Raw genomic sequence first — 22,543 nt, forward strand, 5'->3', positions numbered from 1 at the left:
CAGTCAAACCAATTCAAACATTTTTCCTGGAAGTGGTCTCACAATACCTTTGAGCTCCATTTGCAATAGTAAACTGGCCACTTTATAAATGGGCAGTTGGGATTCTAATGCAATAACATCAAGTAATTGTGGCGCACCATTTTTCATGGCTTCAGTGATTAACTCTTCCTCTGTGGTTAAGGCTATAAACAGTTCTTTTTGAATGGTTGGTTGCTTCTCTGAACCTACTTGCCAATTGAGCATATAAGGAATATCTAACGGGTTTGAAAGTAGGTGAGCTTGTTGTGTTTTAATGAGATTATTACACCCAATACTCTGGTTATCAGTAACGCGACCTGGAACCGCAAAAACGTCGCGATTATAAGAATTGGCAATATCTGCAGTGACCAAGCTACCACCCTTTTCAGCAGATTCAATAACGATTGTGGCCTCGCTAACACCAGCAATGACACGATTTCGTTTTAAAAAATTATTGCGATCAAAGGTATCAGAACTCCAAAAATCAGTGAGAAATCCACCATGCTTTTCAACATCTACCATATATTTTTTGTGAACTTTCGGATAAATTTGATTCAAGCCATGTGCTAAGCACCCAATAGTTTGTAGCTTATTTTTAATGGCAAATTTGTGTGCTGAAATATCTGTTCCATAGGCAAATCCGGACACAATTATTGGATTAAATGGCGCCAATTCTTCAACCAACCTTTCACAAAACATGACGCCTTGTTTGGTTATATTTCTAGTGCCCACAATACTAATTATGGGATCATCTTTAAGCCTCACATTTCCCGCTTGAAATAAAAGGATTGGTCCATCAATGCAATGCTTTAAACGAGCTGGATAATCGTCATCCCTAAAATATAAACACTTAATCTGATTGTCATGAATAAATTGAAGCTCCTGCTCTGCCGCTTTTAAATGCGCTTTATTGGTGAGTTTTTTTATGGTATTGATTCCAATCCCATTAATACTTAAAAGATTGGATCGCTTCTCTTTTAATACGGCTTCGGCAGAGCCGCAATGTTCAATCAGTTTTTTAGCTGAAATATCACCTATTTTAGGAATGTGCTGTAGTGCCAAGACATAGAGTAATTCAGTATCTGTCATTTTATAGTATATTTTCTATATGCAATAAACAAAATTTCCCTTGTTAATAAATACTTATCACGATGTTTTATTCACATCAAAAAAATTTTAACTTTGTTTTTATGCAATTAGAAACTTACATAGGCGATTTGTTATATAGATATGATTGTGTGACTGTGCCACAGTTTGGAGCATTTTTAACGCATCGTGTTTCAGCTAAGGTTCATGAGACGACACATTCATTTTATCCTCCAAAAAAGGCTTTGTCCTTTAATGAGCAATTACAACATAATGATGGGCTTTTAGCAAGTTATATTGCTGAAATTGAAAAAGTTCCTTATGAAGTCGCTGTAGAAAAAATCGCTAAGCAAGTCAAAGCTATAAAATCTTATCTCATTGCGGGCGAAACGATTGCCTTTGATAATATTGGTGATTTAATTTTGAATACCGAAGGAAAAGTTAATTTTGAACCTTCACATCATATCAATTATCTGACAGATGCTTTTGGACTTTCTCAATTTTCAACCAAAGACATTACAAGAGAAGTTTACAAGGAGCAAGTTGAAGCGTTAGAAGACGCCATTCCAATCACAGTGACTCCACAAAAACGTCGCAACAGACCTTATTTAAAATATGCTGCCATTGCACTCATTGCCCTAACTATTGGCGGTTTTACGGCTTCAAATTACTATGTAAATCAAATAGAGAGTCATAATCAAATAGCACAAGAAGAAGCCAATCAGCAATTAGATACTAAAGTACAAGAGGCAACCTTCGTTATTGACAATCCGTTGCCTGCAGCCACGCTTACCGTCGAAAAGCCATCTGGTAATTACCACATCGTAGCTGGTGCCTTTAGAATTGAAGCGAATTCAGATAAAAAAGTACAGCAACTTAGAGACCAAGGATTTAAAGCACGTAAGATTGGTAAGAATAAATATGGGCTTCATGAAGTGGTGTATTCTAGCCATGTAGATCGTATTGAAGCGTTAGAAACGCTCAGATCTATCAAACGCTCACACAATTCGGATGCGTGGTTACTTGTGAAAGCTTTAGATTAAGTACAAACGCTCTTTTCTTTATAATTTCTTAAATCTGTTATCTAAGATTGAAATTCGTCTTACCTTTGCGGCAAAATTAAATCATCTCGATAATGAGCCCAAAAACTGCATTTCAGTCAAAAACCGTCATGACCGACTTGGTTCTACCAAGTGAAACCAATCCATTAAACAACCTTTTTGGAGGTGAACTTTTGGCGCGTATGGATCGTGCAGCCAGTATTGCGGCACGTCGTCATAGTCGTCGAATTGTCGTGACAGCATCTGTGAATCATGTAGCTTTTAACAGGTCTGTTCCCTTAGGAAGTGTCGTGACTATTGAGGCTAAAGTGTCTCGTTCATTCAAGAGTTCGATGGAAGTGTATCTGGATGTTTGGACTGAAGATCGTGAGTCTGGTGATTCGATAAAAGCGAATGAAGCAATTTATACGTTTGTAGCTGTAGATGAGACAGGTCGTCCAGTAAAAGTGCCCGAATTAATTCCTGAAACCAAATTGGAAAAAGAACGCTATGAAGCGGCTTTACGTCGTAAACAACTGAGTTTGGTATTGGCTGGAAAAATGAAACCTGTGGATGCTACCGAACTAAAGGCCTTGTTTTTGTAAGTCTTGAGATTACCCATCTATTAGGCATATGTTTTACTGCATTTACATTTTATAAATCCATCCCGCTGGATTTTGTGGTTCTTTTTCCTTGAAAAGACCAAACCCAAGTATGGTATCACCCCCGTTATTAGTAAACACCTCCCCTATCACTTGTTTCGCAGAGATCTTATCACCTTTTTGCACAAACACCTTGGATAGATTTCTATAGGCCGTAATATAATTACCATGTTGAATCAAAACGGTCGGGTTTTGGTACTTTTTACCCGTTACTGCTAAGACCTCACCATTAAAGACTGCTCGAACAGAGGCGTTACGCTCTGTTGCTATTCTAACACCATTACTTTTTATTGAAATGCTTGGATCAATGGGAGATGGTTGCATACCAAAACGCACTTTTACCACGCCTTTTTCAACAGGCCATGGTAATTGCCCTTTGTTAGATGCAAAATTCTTGGCAATTAATTTAGCTTCAGGTGTTAATGCAAAGCCTTTAGACGACGTTGATTTTCCCGCTTTTTTATTCGATGCGGCAATGGCTTCTCTAATAATCCTATCAATCTCTCCATCAATCTCATCAATTTGTTGCTGCTTCTTTTTAATCTTAGAAGCATAGCTACTCATACTTTGACGTATCGAAGCTATGAGTTTTTCTTGCTCCTTAAGCTCTTTTTCAAGTTCAATCTTAGACTGTCTGTTTTCCGCAACCAATTGATCTTTGTCCTTCTTTTGTCGTAATAAATCGGTATTGAGTTCTTGTAGTTTTTCCGTTTTCGATTTTATCAAATCTCCTTGTTCTTTTTGATAATCTGCATATTGTTTGATATACTGAAGACGTTTATAAGCTTGTTTAAAGTCCTCTGAAGACAAGAGGAACATCACTTTACTTTGTTCAGATTTACTTTTATAAGATTTCACGACCATTTCAGAGTAGTCCTTTTTTAAAGTGACGAGCTGGTCTCTTAAGCTTGAAATTTCATTTTGATTAGCATTGATCTCTCTAGTCAATAAATTAGCTTGATCATTCGTGATATTGATCAGGTTTCTTCTCACACTAATTTTAGAATTCAAATCCTCTACAAGCGATACCACCGATTTTTCTTTTTTCTTATCTGAAAAAAGCAGTGTATTTAATTGTTTAAGTTCTTGTTGAAATTTGAGACGTTTGGCCTCCAATGCCTTTTGTTTGGCACTTTGAGCTACTACTGAAACACTATTCAGTAGAAAAAAAAGAAAGCCTATATAGAATATCTTATTTCGCATTGTCTAAAATTATTTCTTCAAAACCAGAAGGAATCTTGAACGGAAATCTCAGGTCTTCATTGACAGAAACTGATTTGTATTCCATCATCACATTAAGTTCTTCGCTGTCTTCAATAGCAATAATATTCAAGTTTTGCGGTAATATTTCTTTATCTACATCCTGATACTTTAAATAGTCAACTTGTAAAAAGCGCCTTTTAAGCGGTTGCATTAACTGTTGCGAATCCATTTTGAAATGCGAAGGATTAAACAGTAAAAACAGCTCCAATAACTGGCTTTGATTTTTAGGCTGCAAAATATAGGAATTGTCATTTATGGAAATGATGTACTGATCATCTTTCAAATTAAATAAAGGCTCACCAATCAAAAGGTTTTGAACTTTTTGATAATTCAGTTCAACACCCAACAAGTCACTTAATAAACGGTAATCACCATCAAAATATTGATTGTTGATTTTATCATAAAACTGTACTTTATCTGGAGTAATCATAGCGCGAGCAAGTCCTAAGGTAGCGCTAATCCAAATAGTTTTGTCCTTCTCCATTCTGAGGTTCACAGTATATGATGATTCTTTTAAGTCTTGAATGATATCAATCTTTACTTTAGCCTGAAGGGTTTTAAAATCTGATTCACGCCTCCCACTTTCTCTTATCAATTGTTTGGCTGTAAGTTTTTCATCTACTTTTCCTGAAGCCACCACACTTCTGGCCGATTTACAAGAAATTGTAAAGGCAAGAACCATACAAACACAACTGAATTTTATAATCTTCATAAACTATTGATCTTTCAATAAGGCTTCCGCCTTCTTAGCAAACGCTTCCGATTGACTAATATTATTAACTTGTTTGTATGCCAAACTCAATTGTGTAAAAAAATCCGCTTTCATTTTTGGGTTCTCTACAATAAAATCCAATCCCATTTCAAGGCTTTCAATCGCTTTTTGAGGCTGTTTAAGTTTGTTATTGGCAACACCATTCACGAGATATAAGATGGGTTGAGCTGGAAATATTTCAAGTGCTTCCATACTTTTTTGAGCAGCCTGACTATCCTTATTGAGGTCAATTTGCAACATCAAGACATCTGTTAGAATTTTAAATTCATTGGGCTCCTGTTTTAAAGCCTCCTCATAGTAAGACAATGCTTTTTCTTTTTCTTCTAATTTGAGGTAATAATCTCCGAGCTCCAATAAAGTTATAACACTTTTGTCTTCACTAACCAAAGCCGTAATTTCAATTAAGTCTTGTTCATGTTCTGGATGAGTGGAAACAAACTTTACAAAATCGTTAAGCACTTTAGTCTTGGCTTCTGGTGTAATAATCGGACTCGTCAAAACGACCTTCATAGAATTAATGGCTTCCTCTGTATTGTTTTCATCCAAATAGAATTTATACAGCGCCAAATGTACTAAATGAGAATCTGGATGCAGCTTTTGCAAGCGTTTTGCGGCATCAAATGCCTTTTTGGTCTCACCTGTTTCACTATATCGGAAAATAAGTCTTAAATAGTTGGACTCGTCTTCAGGGTTACTTTTTACACGTTCTTCAAGGTTCTCGATACGATCTTCATCATTACCAGTTATAGTATAGATCTGATTTCGTAAATAATCTCGGTCCTGACTGTATCCCAACTCTTCATCCATTTCATCCAACAGTTTTAACGCATCTCTATATTTCTTGACTTGAATATAAAGCGACGCCAAGTCTTGTTTGTAATCTGGATGGAATTTTACGAGTTGTTTGACGGTCTTAAGCGCTTTATCCATATCATTCTGCTGAATGTAGACATCGTATAACTCATCTAAAAACCATTCGTTTTGCGGGTCTTCAGAAACAGCTTCTTTTAGAGCATCCTCTGCAGCACCATAATTTTTCAGAGCTTTATAGTTTTTCCCTAGTTCATAATAAAGAACAGGGTCGCTGTCGTCTAATTCAATGCATTTTAAAAGGGCATCCACCGATTTCTGATAGTTTTCAATACCCTTTTGTTTCAAGGCTTCAAAGAAATATTCCTGAAATTTATCTTCTACATTTCCCAAATCATCATTTGGACGTTTATTGAAATCAACTTGCGCCACAACCTGCTGCGGAAACATTAAGATACCGAAGATTACAATGATGATATGTAGTTGCGTTTTCATTTATAGAGATTTGACAGCGATGCTTACAGGTCGTTTCAATAATTATTCCAAAACGGAGTAATCACCAATACTCACAGAATTAAAATCACCATTATACTTGACATGGTTTCCAATCATCGCATCATCTAAAATAGCGTTTTTAATGATAGTTTCGTTTTGAATTAAGCTATTTTTAACGGTTGTATTTTCAATGACACAGTTATTTCCTATAGAGACATTTGGTCCTACAGTGGCATTATTAAGAACTACATTCTCTCCTATAAAACAAGGCTCAATAATGGTTGAATTTGTGTTTTTTACAGAGTTTGCAATCAGTTGTTCATCACCATCCGCTTTTAGAAAGTGGAGCATTTTGGTATTGGTATCTAGCGTGACGTTTTTATTTCCACAATCCATCCATTCATCTACAGTTCCTGTCTTAAACACTTTTCCTTCAGCCATCATGCGTTTGATTCCATCATTAATTTGATATTCTCCACCATTCATAATGTGCTCATCGAGTACTTCTTGAAGTTTCTGCTTCAACACAGAAACATCCTTGAAATAATAAATACCAATAACAGCTTGGTCGCTCACAAACGTTTCTGGTTTTTCTACCAATTCTATGATTTCATTCTTTTCATTTAATTTCACAACGCCATAAGCTTCAGGGTTCGCCACTTTTTTAGTCCAGATAACACTATCGGCATTGGCGTCCAAATCAAATTCAGCGCGAATTAAGGTATCGGCATAAGCGACCACTGCTGGTCCAGAAAGCGAAGGTTCGGCACACATAATGGCATGGCCTGTTCCTAAGGGTTGATCTTGACGATATATAGATGGTTTTGCTCCTAAGCTTTTAGCCAAAGACTCCAAACTTTCTACAACGTCATCCCCAAACCATGCTGGATCACCAAGAACAAAAGCAATTTCATCAATCTGTTGCTTTAAAACCTTAGCGATATCTTTCACTAATCTGTGAACAATCGGTTGGCCAGCTACTGGAATTAACGGTTTCGGTACGGTTAAACTATGTGGACGTAATCGAGACCCTCGACCTGCCATTGGTACTATAATTTTCATGTGTTTTTCTAAATTGAATTCTTTGTTATTTTACACCTGTACTTCCGAAACCACCTTCGCCTCTTGATGTCTCAGATAATTCCTCCACCAAGTTCCATTCTGCTCTTTCATGTTTCGCGATGACTAGTTGGGCAATGCGTTCGCCATTGTTAATCACAAAATCCTCATTTGAAAGATTGACTAAAATGACGCCAATTTCTCCCCTATAATCGGCATCCACAGTACCTGGTGCGTTTAATACTGTAATGCCTTTTTTTGCTGCCAAGCCACTGCGTGGCCTCACTTGCGCCTCATAGCCTATTGGTAATTCGATAAATAAACCTGTTCCAACAATACTTCTTTCAAGAGGCTTTAGTATTCTAGATTCAGATAAATTTGCTCTCAAATCCATACCAGCAGAAGCGATGGTTTCGTAATGTGGCAGGTCATGAGTTGATTTATTAATGATTTTAATTTGCATGTCACTACAATTTCGATTTAACTATCTTTTTCTCAACAACTTCGTTAGTTCTTTTCGTTCTAAAAAAACCACTAATGCCGAAAAGAGTAACAAAAATACAGTTCCTAATAAAATATCTCTATCAAATTTATAATAAGTTATAAAACTTAGGCCAGCGCTTAGCAATAGATATAGTGCTATTCTTGATACTTGATATGGAACAGGGTAATATTTTCTACCAAGAAGATAAGACAGCAGCATCATGATTCCGTAGGCCATGAGTGTGGCATATGCTGCAGCCATAAAACCGATTTTGCTAATAAAAATAAGGTTAACAGCAATTGTTATTCCTGCTCCAATGATTGAGATATACATACCAAATTTGGTGCGGTCAGTAAGTTTATACCATATTGACAAATTATGGTAAATCCCAAGGCAAAGGTTTGCTAAGAGTACGATTGGAACAATATCCAACGCTAATAAATAGCTTTCTTTATTAATGAATAACGGTCGTAACAAATCAATATATATCACAACAATCATTAAGCCCAGAGCGCCAACAATCGTAAAGTACTTAAGAATGGTCGCATAGGTCTGAGTAGCATTGTCTTTATCTGAATGGTTGAAAAAGAATGGTTCTGCTCCCATGCGAAATGCTTGAATGAACAAGGTCATAAAAACCGCTAATTTGTAACAGGCGCTATAGGCTCCATTTACAAATTCACTTTCTAGACTCGGCAATAACCATTTATCGAGATTCTCATTAATTACAAAAGCTAAACCAGCGACCATAATTGGCCAACCGTAGGTTAATAATTGCTTTAAAATTTTTGTGTCAAACTGAAATTTAGATCTAAAGAAATAGGGAGAAACAAGTATTAAAACAGCCGCACTAGCTATAAGGTTCGCAATAAAAATATATTCTACCTTATTTTCAACATGAAACCATTCTCTCAGACCTTCCCAACCATAAGTTTTAGATAAGAGCAGTACATTAAGAACCACGATAATTAGTACGTTTATCAATTTGATGGAAGCAAATCTGATGGGTCTACCCGTGACTCTGAGATACGCAAACGGTATGACAATCAAGGTGTCAATGAGCGTGATTCCAACGAGAAGCGTATAAAAATCTGTATTAATTCTTAATATTTCTGAAATGGTCTCTCGAAAGACCAACAGCGCAATTCCAAACAAAAGTGTACTACCTAAAATTGTAAGAATCGCGGTAGATAACACCGCCTTTTTATCCTTGTTTTTACTGAAAAACCTAAAAAAAGAAGTTTCCATTCCATAGGTAAGTATGACATTAAAGAAAGCAGCAACGACATAAAATTCAGTGTTTTCAGAATACCCTTCATTTGGAAGTACATCTGTGTGAAGTCGTACCAATAGGAAATTAATGAGTCTTGGCAAAACGATTGCTAACCCATAAATAACCGTGTCTTTGAAAAAGGTTTTTAGTACACTCAAGAAATGTGTTTTATGCTGTTAAAATTACGTTTTTAGACAACGCAAACCAAGGATATATTAGAGCTTATCTGGCACACCACTTTCATAGTAAACTCCTTCATTTTCAATGAGATTAGCAACTTTAACATATTTCGTTTCACCTTCCACACGGTAGCTAACAACACAATCCCGATTGGAAATATCAAATGGAAAATCTGACAGCGTCATTAGCGTATGCCCTTCAGCAATAGGCTTTCGTTTTATTAATTGACAAAAATACTTCCCTTTCCCAGGGACTAACCTACCTTTCATGTTTCTAAAAAAGACACTATCGATAACGACATTGTTATTAGGCGTTAAATTCGCAATATGTAAATTAATGCCTGAGCTTCCAATTTTAATGGGAGCTGTCCAATATTGAAAATAGGCTCGTGTGTATTGAAAAGGCGCTGTTTTTTGAAGTTTGTAAGCATTAGAGCACCCGTACAGCAAAGTGAGTGTTAAAAGACATAATAACACGGTTGATTTTGAATATGACATTTGGCTAAGTGTTTTGGGGAATTAGTTAATTGTGATTTGGTGGTGTACTCGGATAAAGTAACGGTTCTTTTTCCTGAATATTGGAGATTTTAAAATAATACTGCTTTTCACCTTTGCGATAGCTCACAATACATTCAGTATCTGATATCTCAAATGGTAACTCATGTTTCTTTTTAGGTAACTGATTACTGTATTCTTCCTTCTGATCACTACTTAAAACCAGATCAGTGTCAGGCTCATTAAATGCCGTTTTAAATCGTCCTATATAAAGGTGGGAATCATCGGTCTCTGCTAATTCCAATTTCGCCACTTTTTCTCTAAAATAAACACTATCTAAGATGACTGCGCTTTGCTCTGTTGGAATAAAAATGTTTAATCCAGAACCCGCGCCTTTAACGCCACCTGTCCAACGCTGAAAATACACATCACCAATATCTAACGGCGCTTCCTTTTGCAATTTTTGAGCTGATGAACATCGGGAAAAACTCACTACAAACACGACCATAAGGCCTAAAAACGAAAGATCATTAATTGTTTTCATGATATTATTTTGAATCTTATAAATATACAATTTCAAAATTAATGCCATAAAAAAAGTCCTGCTTCTAAAGCAGGACTTTTTTTTATAATTGGATATCAACTTAGTTATTTAAAGCTTCAGCTCCACCAACAATCTCGAGTATCTCATTGGTAATAGCAGCTTGACGTGCTTTATTATAAGTTAATTTCAATTGATCTCTTAGCTCAGTCGCGTTATCGGTTGCTTTATGCATCGCTGTCATACGTGCGCCATGCTCTGAAGCAAAACTATCACGAACAGACTTATATAACTGTGTTTTCAATGACTTCGGAATTAGCTCTTCAACGATTTCAACCTTTGAAGGTTCAAATATGTAATCTACATTAACGTTCAGGTCTCCTTCTATTGGCTGAATAGGTAAAAACTGTTCGGTTTTTACGATTTGTGTAGCCGCATTTTTGAAGTGGTTGTAGACAATTTCAATGCGATCATACGCACCTTCTACAAACTTTTCCATTAGCAATTCAGCGATATCCGCTACTTTGTCAAAGGTTAAGTCGTCGTAAATATCACTTTTATTAGCGATAACTTTATTGGTTTTCTTAAAAGCATCATTTGCCTTTTTTCCAATCGCTAAATAAGATACTTCTTGGTTTGCGTAAGTCTCTTTCGAAAGATTAGTAACCTCCTTAATGATGTTGGAATTGAAAGCACCTGCAAGACCTCTATTGGAAGTGATCACTACAAGTAAGACTTTTTTAACCTCACGTTGTTCTGCAAACTTACTACCTGAGTCCCCTTCTAGTGTTGCACTCAAGCTCTGTAAAAGCTCGGTCAACTTATCAGAATATGGACGCATCGCAGTAATCGCATCTTGGGCTTTCTTCAATTTTGCAGCAGAAACCATTTTCATGGCACTGGTAATCTGCATCGTTGACGATACCGAAGATATTCTGTTACGTATTTCTTTTAGATTAGCCATATATGAAATATGAAAGATCCTACACCAACCATTGCTAGTGTAGGATTATTAATTATGCTCTATACTTTGCTGATAAGTCTTTAGTCACTTTTAACAAGGTGTCTGTCACTTCATCAGTTAATTTACCTGCTTTTAAAGTATCTAATACATCTCTGTGTTTTGCATTTAAATACTCTAGATAATCACGTTCAAATTCCTTAATTTTATCTACAGGAACATCTCTCAATAAGTTTTTAGAACCTGCATAAATGATCGCTACTTGATCTTCTACTGTATAAGGATCGTTCTGTGCCTGCTTTAAGATTTCAACGTTACGTTTACCTTTTTCGATAACATTTAATGTTGCTGCATCTAAATCAGAACCAAACTTAGCAAAGGCTTCTAGTTCACGGAATTGCGCTTGATCTAACTTAAGCGTACCGGCTACTTTCTTCATCGATTTGATCTGAGCAGAACCTCCCACACGAGATACAGAAATACCAACGTTAATCGCAGGACGTACACCAGAGTTAAACAAATCGGATTCCAAGAATATCTGACCATCTGTAATAGAAATCACGTTCGTTGGAATATAAGCAGAAACGTCACCAGCTTGTGTTTCAATAATTGGTAAGGCTGTTAATGATCCACCACCTTTAACTATTGGTTTTAAACTATCTGGTAAATCGTTCATGTCTTTAGCAATACCGTCATCAGCGATTACTTTTGCTGCACGCTCTAATAATCTTGAGTGTAGGTAGAAAACGTCACCAGGATACGCTTCACGTCCTGGAGGACGACGTAATAATAAAGATACCTCACGGTATGCAACGGCTTGTTTTGATAAATCATCAAAAACAATCAATGCTGGACGACCAGTATCTCTGAAGTACTCTCCAATAGATGCTCCAGTAAAAGGTGCATAAACCTGCATGGCTGCAGGATCGGATGCGTTAGCCGCAACAATAGTGGTATAAGCCAAAGCCCCTTTTTCTTCAAGGACCTTAGCAATGTTTGCTACCGTAGATGCTTTTTGACCTACAGCCACATAGATACAATATACAGGGTTTCCTGCATCATAAAATTCTTTTTGGTTCAAGATGGTATCAATACAAACAGTTGTCTTACCTGTTTGACGGTCTCCAATAACCAACTCACGTTGTCCTCTACCTACAGGAATCATGGCATCGATAGACTTAATACCTGTTTGTAATGGTTCGTTTACCGGCTGACGATAGATAACACCAGGCGCTTTACGTTCCAATGGCATTTCATAAGTTTCACCAGTAATTGGTCCTTTACCATCAATAGGATTACCTAAGGTATCTACCACACGACCTACGATGCCTTCACCTACTTTTACAGAGGCGATACGACCCGTACGCTTTACAGTTGACCCTTCTTTAACACCTACTGCAGCACCTAATAATACGATACCTACGTTATCTTCTTCAAGGTTTAATACAATACCTTCTAATCCGCCATCGAATTCTACAAGCTCACCATATTGTGCGTTTGCCAATCCGTAAGCACGTACAATACCATCACCTGCAGTTAATACGGTTCCAACCTCGTCTAATGAAGCTCCTGCTTCAAAACCTGAAAGTTGTTGTTTTAAGATTGCTGATATTTCAGCTGGTTTTACTTCTGCCATCTTTATTTAGATATTAGACGTTAGATCTCAGTAACGAATGTTAACTGAGCTAACTATTCTTAATTTAATGTGAATTCTCTTTTTAATTTGTTCAATTTGTTCGCAACACTTGCATTGTATTGAATATCTCCAACACGCAAAATGAAACCACCTAAGATGCTTTCATCTATAATACTTTCTACTTCCACATCCTTTCCAGTGAGCTCTTTAACTTTAGCTAAAACTTTCACTCGTAGCTCATCTGTTAATGGGACGGCAGTTGTAACTTTAGCAATCTGCGTGTCTTTTAACTCATCATACAAACGCATATAACTAGTAGCTACATCATTTAAAAGCGCTAGTCGCTTGTTGTCAATCAAAGTATCTATTAAATTCAATGTTATAGGCTGTGCTCCTTTGAAAACTTCTAACAATACTGCTTTCTTTTCTGAGGACCTCACTACAGGACTTTGAAGCATATCGCTCAAGTCTTTACTGCCTGCAATTGTCGATGCAATTGATTTCATATCAACATTTACAACTTCCGCTGCATTTTGATCTGATGCCAAGCTCAAAACTGCTTTTGCGTAACGTATTGCTGCTCTTGCTCCTGCCATTATTTCTTAGTTTAATTTTGCTTCACCCAACATAGACTCAACTAAAGCCATTTGTTTGTCTTTGTTAGCTAATTCTTGACGCACAACTTTTTCTGCAATTTCTACAGATAAGGAAGCGACATGGTTTTTCAATTCTGCCATCGCCGATTTCTTTTCGCTTTCGATAGCAGCCTGTGCTTTTTCAATGATTTTGTTCGCTTTTTCTTGTGCTTCAGTTTCAGCATTAGCGATCATTTTCTCCTTAAGCTCACGTGCTTCTTTCAGCATGGCTTCTCTTTCTAATCTCGCTTCTTTTAAGATTCGTTCATTATCTGCTGTAAGGTTTTCCATCTCTTTACGAGCGTTTTCAGCAGAAGCTAATGCCTTTTTGATACCCTCTTCTCTATCGCTTACAGCTCCAAGAATAGGCTTCCAGGCAAATTTTCTTAAGATCAAAAGCAAAAACAAAAATGTTATCGCCGTCCAGAATACAAGACCAAATCCAGGTGTAATTAAATCCATTTCTTTTTTGTTTTAAGTAACTTAAATTTTAAAGACACAGAAGCAACCAACCGTTACTTCTGTGTTTTCTTGTTTTTACCCTTGTAAGAAAGCAACAACAACACCAAATAGTGCTACCGCTTCTACGAAGGCTGCTAAAATTAATGCAGACGATTGAATCTTTCCGTGCATTTCTGGTTGACGAGCCATTGCTTCCATAGCAGACCCACCAATTTTACCAATACCAACACCAGCTCCAATAGCTGCTAAACCAGCTCCAATAGCTGCAATTCCAGTAATAGTCATAGTTATAAAATTTAAATTAATTAATGATGTTCTTCTTCAGTTGCCATACCAAAATACAGGGCTGACAAAATTGTAAATATATAAGCTTGTATCGCTGTTACGATAATTTCAATTACTGTAATAAACAATGAGAATGCTACAGATACTGGTGCAATGGCAACAGACTTAAATACAAATATTAATGACATTAATGCTAATATGATGACGTGTCCCGCTGTAATGTTAGCGAACAAACGAATCATTAACGAAATAGGTTTTACAAACATTCCGATAATTTCAATAGGCATTAAAAATATTTTCATTGGAACTGGAACGCCTGGCATCCAGAAGATGTGCTTCCAGTAATTCGAGTTTCCACTTATCGTTGTAATAATAAATGTAAAAACTGCTAGTGTACAAGTAAACGCAATATTACCACTTAAATTAGCACCGTTAAGGATTGGAATTAATCCAAAAATATTATTGATCCAGATAAAAAAGAATATGGTCAACAAGTAAGGCATGTATTTTTTATACTTATGCTCACCAATCATTGGTTTTGCAATTTCATCTCTAACAAAGACGACTAAAGGCTCAACAAACCCAGCCACTCCTGTAGGAACACCATCTTTAGATTTCTTGTAACTTCTTGCTGCTGTGATAAATATTAACAACAACACAATAACAGACACCCACATCATAAAGACGTTTCTTGTAATAGATATGCTTAAAGGTTGGTGTGCATTTGTTGGATGATGCTCCGCATCAAAGTTGACGGTTGTAGCATTACCCTCCAACTGATAAATTTTTTCGTGAAGTTTCACAAACTTTCCACCATTAGCCTCGACGATGACTTCGCCGCTATCATCATGATGAAACTTGCTTGAAGAGAATGTGGTCAAACCATTATCTGTCCAAAGAATAATCGGTAAGGATAAGGACACTGGTTTTCCATTCCAATCCCATAAATGAAATTCATGAGCATCTTTAACGTGATGAAGGATCATTTCCTTGGCGTCGAACGCTTCTCCCTCTTTTGGGTCATTATTTTCTGAGGCATTCCCAGTAAACGTTACTGCTAAAAACAGCATCGAAAATAATACGTTTTTTAAAGTGTTTAATGTCATCGTGTATCGCTTAAAAATACGCTGCTTTAAATTCGGTGCAAATGTACGTACATTATATTAATTGTCAAATAATAATTTCATGATTATTTGATGCTGCGTTTTCAAGCTTGATTATGACCTATATTTCTTACTTTTTTTGCAGTAATTTGGTAATGGTGTAGACCTCAAAAGTTAAGAAAATAAAATAGGGCACAAAAAAGTTAGCCAAGTCATAGCCTTTCTGTTCGGGCTTTGACAAAATCCAAGGCAATAAAAACACCATAGTCAATATCATTTTTAAGAGCATGCCTAGAATAAATGCGTTGAAGACTTCTGTTTTACCAATAGATTCTCTGTAGTTTATAAGGGTATAAACGATAACTACAGTAATGATATGAAAGAGATAAATATGCCACAGCGGAAAAAACAAGTCGACCTCACTTGCGAAGTGATAATTTAGGTAACTATGAATCCCAAACATCAATCCCGCTAACACTAAAAGTTGGACTAGAAAATTCGCTTGTCTCTTTTTAAAAAGCTTATTCATTTATTGATCTTCTTTTGAAGCGGCAATAATACGTCTAATTATATAAATTATTGATATTATCACAGAGGATAATGATCCAGCCAGAGTGTAAAGATTGTGTTCATTAGGGTACATCTCATCGAGTTTGTAACCTATAAACGTTCCTACACCAATGATAGCAAACATTTGAATACCGATACTGGAGTATCTTGCATAGGTATTAAGCGGTTTGTCCCTTTTCTGGTTTTCCCTTTTCGAGGGCTGCTTGCTGTCCTGTGGTTCCATTGTTCAATTCTTTTAAGGCGCCTTTCATTAAACATGTTGCATTAAATGTGGCTCCTGGTTCCACAGACAATTTACCAACTTCAACTTCACCTTCTACATGCGCCGTAGATTTCAAGGTTAATGTATCTGAAAGTAACAATTTGCCCATAAATTTGCCTTCAATGTCGGCGTTGGCACTTTTTAAAGTGCCATTAATAGTTCCCGTTTTACCGATAACGACCTTTCCTGGAGTTTTAATATTTCCTTGAATAGAGCCTTCGATTCTGAAATCACCATCACTAATAATATCACCTGTTATAACTGTGCCTTTCGCGATCGTGTTCTGTTGTGAAGTTGTGTCTGAAGCCATACGTCCTGTTTTTTTATCTGAAAACATAGGTCTAATTTATTGAGATTCTAAGTAGTCGTTTAAATTTTTATGTCGTTGTACAATTTCGTAGTTAGGCGAAGAAATTGAGTGATAGGTTCGATCTATTTTGTTTTTGTTTTCCTTAAGTATTTCTGCAAACCCTGCAGCCCCTTCAGCACTTGTCAATCCATGAACCACGACAAAGGTCGTCTTAGAATCATAAAAATCTACAGAGGTTGATAGGTCAAAATAATTGATTTTTGAAATGGCCTCATTGAGTTCCTTTACAAAATCAGCAATTTGGTCTTTTTCATCAGTACTAAAAGGGTATAGCACGTTAAAGTGTTTTGCTTTATCATTACTCACAAACTCTTTTTTGGCAAAAATAGGAATCACATTGGTCATGATTTCTTGGGCTTTTTTGCCTTCTTCGGAATTCGGGTAGGTCAACGCAATGTAGTTGACGCCTTTTTTATAAGCTTCAAACCCTTTCAGTCTGCCATTGGCCGACGCTTTTAAAATTTCAAATTTCGGAACCATTGGATCGCCTTCAAAACGATCAATATAGGTTTCGGTTTTTGAAACTACTGCCTCATATTCTTGATTGTTAAACTGTTTATATAACGCTTCGTAAAGACGCTCTGGGCTATTTTCATCTTGAGATAATTCAGATTTTGGGTTCAGCAATATTTGCGCATATCTAGAATCTGGATAGCCGTTAACGATCTCCTGCTTCATGGTACTGGCTTTATTATCCAAGCCCAGTTCGACATAAATTTTGTAAAGATTGTATTTTGAAGGCAGAATTAGTCGTTCTTCTGGATTATTACTCAATAAGGTCTCTAGCCGTGATTTGGCCAGTTCATACTCTTTGAATTTTTCCTTATAAATCATACCTAACTGATAATAAGCATAATTTCGATCTTTTGACAAGCTATCAATAACTTTTTGATCTGTTGGTATTTGCGCTATATAAAACGCTGGATCGAACTGTTCTTCATTGGCGACATCAAATGAACCCGTAACATTGTCTAAAGCGTTATTAGCTCTCGACTTCGTGTTTGATAAACGCCAGTTATCTTTTAATTCACGCTCACCCCAAACTCTTATAAATTCATTTTTACCATAGGCAACGGTCGTTGGGTTGTAGAAATAGAATTCTTGTGCCTTTCCTTTGGTCGCAGTAGGATCTGCTCTTAGTGATTTTTCGACATTGTTGGCAATGGATTGCTTTTGTCCGGTATTCGAATTTCGTCTGGCTTCCGCCTCTGCTTTTTCCTGTTCCGCTTCAGCTTGAATCTTGAGTTTCTCTGTATATTCTGAAAAATAAGCCATTTGAGCATCTTCAGATAAATGAACTAGTCGCAAGATGCTATCATTCACCTGAGCCACATCCTCATAATAAATGACATCTTCCAAATTCTCTCGTTTGCGATTAACCACACGATACGGTTTAGAATTGAGCTTCATATGCTGCATGGTACTGTCATAATAAGCACCAGCTTTCTTATATTCCGCATTATCAAAACTCATATCACCAAGCGTTACATAATCTCTAGAAATAAGTTCCTTATCTCCTAGATTGGTGCGCAGTGATTTATTGTAATAGGCTATCGCTAATGAGTCCTTTTGATTGGCTCGGTGATATTCAGCAATACGATAATAGATTTTATCCAAAAACGGACGATTTTCTCTATTTTCCTCTAGGTCTGTTAAATATTCTTCAAACGCTAGTTTATCACCAGAGGCCATATCAAAGTTGTACGACTTCGCTAAATGCGCATTAATATAATAAGGTCGAGGAATTTTTCTGTGCATTTCAATTACCTTGTCAAAGGCTAAATTCGCACTATCTTTTTCACCCATTTCATTATATAATTGTCCTAAAATATAATTGAAACGTGCTTTCTCCTTTTTCTTTTTAGTGAATTCTGCAGCCACCTTTAACTGCGTCATAGCACTATCTTTAGACTTGGTGTTGATATATGCTTGGGCTAAAATCGCATTGGCATCGGCTAAATCCTGATCTTCTAGTTCTTCTTGTTCAAGTAAACGTTTGAGGTTTTTAATAGCCAACTGATTGTTTTCCAACCTGATATTTGTTTTCTCTCTCCAAACTTTGGCTGTATTAATCTTATCACTTGCAGGATATTTGTAAAGAATATAGTTAAAGGCCTCCAAGGCAGGAACAAAGCGCTGGTCAAAATAACGTGCTTGACCTAGTAATAGATACGCCTCATCAATTTGCGGATTGTATTCTTTGCCTTTGATATTCATGCCGTGCTTTTGAACGGCTTTAATGGCTTTCTCTTCAGCACGCTGAAAATCTTGATTCTTGGATTGACCTGGAAGAATAATATCTTCCGAAACTTGCATCCGCTCGATGGGCAGTAATTCCCAAAAATTATCTGTAGATGCATTATCAACAGTCTCTCTTCCTTTCTCGAGCGCAATATTACCATTATAAAGAATATTATATTTGGTCCCTAAGGCATGAAAGTTTCGGTTGACAAACGTATCTTTTTTTCGAGAACATCCCGAAAATAAAATGGCCACAGATAAGAGTGTTATATAGACTTTAAAAGAGGTATTCAAAAGGATTCATTTTTGTAAATACTATAACTACAATCGATCGCATATATTATGCAATGCTGTAAAAATAAGCATCTTTTTGAATTATCTCTGAAAAATGCTGGATTTTAGTTGTCCTGCAAACTACTTGTAGACTCAGAACCCGAGAAATGTAATTCCAATTCTTTAAGCGTTGCTTCATTAGTCGCTAAATCTTTAACCACCGCTCCTTTTTCTAATACTACAATTCGTTCACAAACGTCAGTAACATGCATTAAATCGTGGCTGGATACTAACACGGTAACACCCTTTTTTTCTGCCAAATCTTTAATAATCGATTTCAGTCTTATTTGTGTGGTCGGGTCTAAATTTGCAAAGGGTTCATCTAAAATAATGACTTCTGGATTTCCTATAAGTGCAGCCACAATTCCTGCTTTCTTCTGATTCCCTTTACTCAAGTCTCTCAAGTATTTTTTCTGTCCGAGAATTTCACCATGAAAAAAGTCTTCAAACTGAGAAATTAAACCATCAACATCGGCTTTGTTTTGTCCGCGAAGATCACCTATGAAATAAAAGTACTCTTCAGGTGTTAAATAACCTATGAGGAAACTTTCATCTATAAATGCTGAGGTAAAAGGCTTCCAATCTTCACTTTCGTGAACCAAAATCCCATTGTTCTTGATGCTCCCTGTTGTAGGTTTAATCAAATCTAAAAGGAGGCTGAAGTACGTCGTTTTACCAGCACCATTATTACCAACTAAACCAAAACTTTGTCCTTTTGGAATATCTAAGTTGTCTATTTTCAATACAGTTGAAGTTCCGTATGCCTTTGAAAGATTGTATGTTCTTATCATATGAGTTTCATTTTAGTCTTGATTGAATGCATCAATCATTTTATATTTTGAATCCAAGTATTTTTGGGTGATAAATTTTATGAGTTTTTGATGTAATAATATCCCTATCACACCTAGTACAATTAATGTTAGTAATCCTACTTCAAAGCTGACAAAATAAGCAGTTAGCCCGAAAATGGCGGCAGGAAGTAGCATTAATGGAATCCCAATAATCCATTGAACCGCACCAGTTCCTTGATAATTAAATGCTGCACGCTGATTTAAGTCTATTTTCTTTCGGTTAAAGGAGCCACCAAACATAATAACATAGCTGTTTACGCCTATATTATAAATGGCCGCAGCAAAATGAGCTGCCAAAATTTTCCATCCAAAATAAACATAAGGAATGCTGAGAACAAACATGATGACAACACTTAAGATCATCAAGGTGTATTTGGATTTTAAGTACTGTTCATATTTAATATTCTGACTCATCAACATTTTATAGTAGCCACTATCCCAAGCTGGTATAAATTGACCAAAATTAATGAGGAAGATTCCAGTGACAAAAATACCGACAAAACCAAATACCATAGGAGAATCTGAGAATTGTGGATTCGGGTAAAAAAACAATCCATAGAGCAATCCAATGATTAAAATAAACACAGTAGATCGCGGTCTTTTATTACGCCAAATGAGTTTTAAATCTAATTGCATGAATGGTGCTATATCTCCAAAACGTTTGGTCCACTCCATGGAAGAGGCATTTACGACTGTTGCTTTGGTTTTTAACGAACTATCTAAATATAATTTAGATTTAAGCATCTTAAAATTCACAAAATACAACCCGATAAGTATGAGCAGTGGCACTATAATAAAAAGTGGATTGTTATAAATAGCGTTGAATCCATTTGATACAATGTCAGTAAAGGATATAATTTGAAAGTGATTTAAAGCGAATAAAATTCCTGCAAAAGCAATGATAGGAAGAAAGGACAACTCTCTTTCCGAGGAAAAACTTTCAATAATAAAATTGAGAAAATTGATGATTAACGTCGTAACGACAATGGCTAAAAACCAAAACAAAATAGACACCTTAGGATACCCTTGAAACAATAATACGATACTGAATGGAACAAAGGCAAAAAGTGGTAAAAAATTAAAAAATGAAAACGCTGATTTACCTAAAACATAGTGAACGACTTTACGGCGTTTCACAGGCAATGTTAATAATGGCTTTACGGACATCACAGGTAATTTCTGTAAAAAAAAGCGCATAAGCATGTCCCCAAGAATGTAGAAAAACAAATAACTATTTACAATGACTAGTGGGTCTTGGTCGGGATAAATTTCCTTGAGCATAGGATACAAAGCAACTCCCATCATCAAAAACATGACAATAAAGTAGAGTGCAAAAAACACCATCAAAATTTTAATCCCAATACTTTTATTAAAACTCGCAGAACGAAAAAATTGCTTCCATTCTAGATTTAAAAAATGTTTTAATTTCATAAGTAATTTGGTTGGTTTATCAATACAAGTGATTAGTAGGTATTACATTTAATTTGTTACAACTAAAATACAATTCCTAATTCGATTTCTTATTTTTACAAAAAATAAATCTATGTCACAATACCACAAACTTACGGTTCAATCCATAACACCACTAACCGAAAATGCAGTTGCTTTAGGTTTTGAAGTACCATCAACCTTAAAAAACGACTTTAACTTTAAGGCTGGACAGTATATCACGATCAAAACTCATATTAATGGCAATGAAGTGAGACGTGACTATTCGTTATGTGTTTCACCGAAGAGCGGTCTTTTACAAGTAGCCGTAAAACGCGTTGAAGACGGTACTTTTTCAGTGTATGCAAATACGGAACTCAAAGTAGGTGATGTTCTTGAGGTCGCGCCTCCAAGAGGTCGTTTTATCTTTGAACCCAATGATTCCAAAACTAAAAATATTGCAGCCTTCGCCGCTGGAAGTGGCATCACTCCAGTCTTAAGCATTATAAAATGTGCATTGGAAGAAGAAATTTACAGCAAAGTCATTCTTGTATACGGCAATAAAACGACTAAAGACACGATGTTTCTCAATGAGCTTTTAGAGTTACAACATGCATTTAAGGATCGTTTTTCGATACAATTTGTTTTTAGTCAAGCAGACGAAGAGGATGCCATTTTTGGTCGGATAGAAAAGAGTACCGTCAATTATGTGGTTAAAAATAAATACAAGCATATTGATGTGGATGCCTTTTATCTGTGTGGACCAGAAGCCATTATACATACAGTAAAAAATGTTCTGACAGATCACGATGTTGATCCATCACGAATCCATTTTGAATTATTTAAGGCAGCGAAAACAGAATCTTCGAGCACCAATGGTGTCGCAGACGGTAGAACAAAGGTCACGGTACTTTTAGATGATGAAACCTCATCTTTTGAAATGTCTCAGAAACAATCTGTATTAGAGGCGGCTCTAGATGAAGATATCGATGCTCCTTATTCTTGTCAAGGTGGAATTTGCAGTAGTTGTATTGCGCGTATTACTGAAGGTAAAGCAACCATGCGCCAAAATAATATCTTAACCGATGGCGAATTGGCTGAAGGTCTAATATTAACATGCCAAGCACATCCAACCACACCAACTCTTTTTGTGGATTATGACGATGTATAAAATACCAATAGTCTGAAAAATATGCTTTTAATCCCTGCAAATGAACCTTTTATCGAAA

Annotated in this window: 24 protein-coding genes; 3 read left to right on the forward strand and 21 right to left on the reverse strand. The window is 36.3% G+C overall.

All coding sequences use genetic code 11. From position 1 onward, the window contains the following. Positions 1-3: 3 nt before the first annotated feature. Positions 4-1,107 (reverse strand): DNA-processing protein DprA, encoded by a 1,104-nt coding sequence (gene dprA / locus ACU8DI_RS03465; protein WP_447111342.1) that lies wholly within the window; start codon positions 1,105-1,107, stop codon positions 4-6. A 101-nt stretch (positions 1,108-1,208) separates the two neighbouring features. On the opposite strand from dprA, the gene ACU8DI_RS03470 reads away from it, so the two are divergent. Both ACU8DI_RS03470 and ACU8DI_RS03475 read left to right on the forward strand, forming a co-directional pair. Next, positions 1,209-2,147 (forward strand): HU domain-containing protein, encoded by a 939-nt coding sequence (locus ACU8DI_RS03470; RefSeq protein ID WP_447111343.1) that lies wholly within the window; start codon positions 1,209-1,211, stop codon positions 2,145-2,147. 92 nt (positions 2,148-2,239) lie between these two features. After that, a complete protein-coding gene (locus ACU8DI_RS03475) occupies positions 2,240-2,749 on the forward strand; it encodes an acyl-CoA thioesterase (RefSeq protein ID WP_447111344.1) in 510 nt (169 codons plus the stop codon). A gap of 42 nt (positions 2,750-2,791) precedes the next feature. On the opposite strand, the gene ACU8DI_RS03480 is transcribed toward ACU8DI_RS03475, so the two are convergent. From ACU8DI_RS03480 to ACU8DI_RS03575, 20 genes are all read right to left on the reverse strand, one after another. Continuing rightward, complete coding sequence (locus ACU8DI_RS03480) at positions 2,792-4,009, reverse strand: murein hydrolase activator EnvC family protein (protein WP_447111345.1); 1,218 nt, start codon at positions 4,007-4,009, stop codon at positions 2,792-2,794. Then, a complete protein-coding gene (locus tag ACU8DI_RS03485) occupies positions 3,999-4,781 on the reverse strand; it encodes a DUF4292 domain-containing protein (RefSeq protein ID WP_447111346.1) in 783 nt (260 codons plus the stop codon). The genes ACU8DI_RS03480 and ACU8DI_RS03485 overlap by 11 nt, the downstream gene beginning before the upstream one ends. A gap of 3 nt (positions 4,782-4,784) precedes the next feature. Beyond that, positions 4,785-6,146, reverse strand: coding sequence for a tetratricopeptide repeat protein (locus ACU8DI_RS03490; protein WP_447111347.1), 1,362 nt, complete (start codon positions 6,144-6,146; stop codon positions 4,785-4,787). 42 nt (positions 6,147-6,188) lie between these two features. Further along, on the reverse strand, positions 6,189-7,208 hold the full coding sequence (locus tag ACU8DI_RS03495; RefSeq protein ID WP_447111348.1) for a sugar phosphate nucleotidyltransferase: 1,020 nt from the start codon (positions 7,206-7,208) through the stop codon (positions 6,189-6,191). Between the two features lie 25 nt (positions 7,209-7,233). After that, positions 7,234-7,668 carry a dUTP diphosphatase gene (gene dut / locus ACU8DI_RS03500; RefSeq protein ID WP_447111349.1) on the reverse strand — a complete coding sequence of 145 codons (435 nt, stop codon included), beginning with the start codon at positions 7,666-7,668 and terminating at the stop codon, positions 7,234-7,236. A gap of 21 nt (positions 7,669-7,689) precedes the next feature. After that, entirely contained in the window at positions 7,690-9,120 is a 1,431-nt protein-coding gene (locus ACU8DI_RS03505; protein WP_447111350.1) for an oligosaccharide flippase family protein, read from the reverse strand. A gap of 57 nt (positions 9,121-9,177) precedes the next feature. After that, complete coding sequence (locus ACU8DI_RS03510) at positions 9,178-9,639, reverse strand: hypothetical protein (protein WP_447111351.1); 462 nt, start codon at positions 9,637-9,639, stop codon at positions 9,178-9,180. A 25-nt stretch (positions 9,640-9,664) separates the two neighbouring features. Further along, the gene (locus ACU8DI_RS03515; RefSeq protein ID WP_447111352.1) at positions 9,665-10,180 is read right to left on the reverse strand and encodes a hypothetical protein; all 516 of its coding nucleotides are present in this window, start codon (positions 10,178-10,180) and stop codon (positions 9,665-9,667) included. A 100-nt stretch (positions 10,181-10,280) separates the two neighbouring features. Next, complete coding sequence (gene atpG, locus ACU8DI_RS03520; RefSeq protein WP_447111353.1) at positions 10,281-11,141, reverse strand: ATP synthase F1 subunit gamma; 861 nt, start codon at positions 11,139-11,141, stop codon at positions 10,281-10,283. Between the two features lie 52 nt (positions 11,142-11,193). After that, on the reverse strand, positions 11,194-12,774 hold the full coding sequence (atpA, locus tag ACU8DI_RS03525) for a F0F1 ATP synthase subunit alpha (RefSeq protein WP_447111354.1): 1,581 nt from the start codon (positions 12,772-12,774) through the stop codon (positions 11,194-11,196). Between the two features lie 59 nt (positions 12,775-12,833). Then, on the reverse strand, positions 12,834-13,370 hold the full coding sequence (gene atpH / locus ACU8DI_RS03530; protein WP_447111355.1) for an ATP synthase F1 subunit delta: 537 nt from the start codon (positions 13,368-13,370) through the stop codon (positions 12,834-12,836). Between the two features lie 6 nt (positions 13,371-13,376). Next, a complete protein-coding gene (locus tag ACU8DI_RS03535) occupies positions 13,377-13,871 on the reverse strand; it encodes a F0F1 ATP synthase subunit B (protein WP_447111356.1) in 495 nt (164 codons plus the stop codon). Positions 13,872-13,946: 75 nt separating this feature from the next. Beyond that, positions 13,947-14,156 (reverse strand): ATP synthase F0 subunit C, encoded by a 210-nt coding sequence (gene atpE / locus ACU8DI_RS03540; RefSeq protein WP_034042296.1) that lies wholly within the window; start codon positions 14,154-14,156, stop codon positions 13,947-13,949. Positions 14,157-14,176: 20 nt separating this feature from the next. Further along, positions 14,177-15,262: a F0F1 ATP synthase subunit A gene (atpB, locus tag ACU8DI_RS03545; RefSeq protein WP_447111357.1), complete on the reverse strand. Its 1,086-nt coding sequence runs from the start codon at positions 15,260-15,262 to the stop codon at positions 14,177-14,179. A 127-nt stretch (positions 15,263-15,389) separates the two neighbouring features. After that, positions 15,390-15,788, reverse strand: a complete 399-nt coding sequence (locus ACU8DI_RS03550) for a hypothetical protein (protein ID WP_447111358.1) — start codon at positions 15,786-15,788, stop codon at positions 15,390-15,392. Next, complete coding sequence (locus tag ACU8DI_RS03555) at positions 15,789-16,052, reverse strand: AtpZ/AtpI family protein (protein WP_447111359.1); 264 nt, start codon at positions 16,050-16,052, stop codon at positions 15,789-15,791. Continuing rightward, positions 15,988-16,428: a bactofilin family protein gene (locus tag ACU8DI_RS03560; RefSeq protein WP_447111360.1), complete on the reverse strand. Its 441-nt coding sequence runs from the start codon at positions 16,426-16,428 to the stop codon at positions 15,988-15,990. Before ACU8DI_RS03560 ends, ACU8DI_RS03555 begins: the two co-directional genes overlap by 65 nt. Before the next feature lie 9 nt (positions 16,429-16,437). Beyond that, positions 16,438-18,996 carry a type IX secretion system periplasmic lipoprotein PorW/SprE gene (gene porW, locus ACU8DI_RS03565; protein WP_447111361.1) on the reverse strand — a complete coding sequence of 853 codons (2,559 nt, stop codon included), beginning with the start codon at positions 18,994-18,996 and terminating at the stop codon, positions 16,438-16,440. 104 nt (positions 18,997-19,100) lie between these two features. Continuing rightward, complete coding sequence (locus tag ACU8DI_RS03570) at positions 19,101-19,826, reverse strand: ABC transporter ATP-binding protein (RefSeq protein ID WP_447111362.1); 726 nt, start codon at positions 19,824-19,826, stop codon at positions 19,101-19,103. A 12-nt stretch (positions 19,827-19,838) separates the two neighbouring features. Further along, on the reverse strand, positions 19,839-21,317 hold the full coding sequence (locus tag ACU8DI_RS03575) for a DUF5687 family protein (RefSeq protein WP_447111363.1): 1,479 nt from the start codon (positions 21,315-21,317) through the stop codon (positions 19,839-19,841). Positions 21,318-21,429: 112 nt separating this feature from the next. On the opposite strand from ACU8DI_RS03575, the gene ACU8DI_RS03580 reads away from it, so the two are divergent. Further along, positions 21,430-22,485 (forward strand): 2Fe-2S iron-sulfur cluster-binding protein, encoded by a 1,056-nt coding sequence (locus tag ACU8DI_RS03580; RefSeq protein ID WP_447111364.1) that lies wholly within the window; start codon positions 21,430-21,432, stop codon positions 22,483-22,485. Positions 22,486-22,543: the final 58 nt, after the last annotated feature.

This window comes from Psychroserpens sp. BH13MA-6, assembly GCF_052983595.1.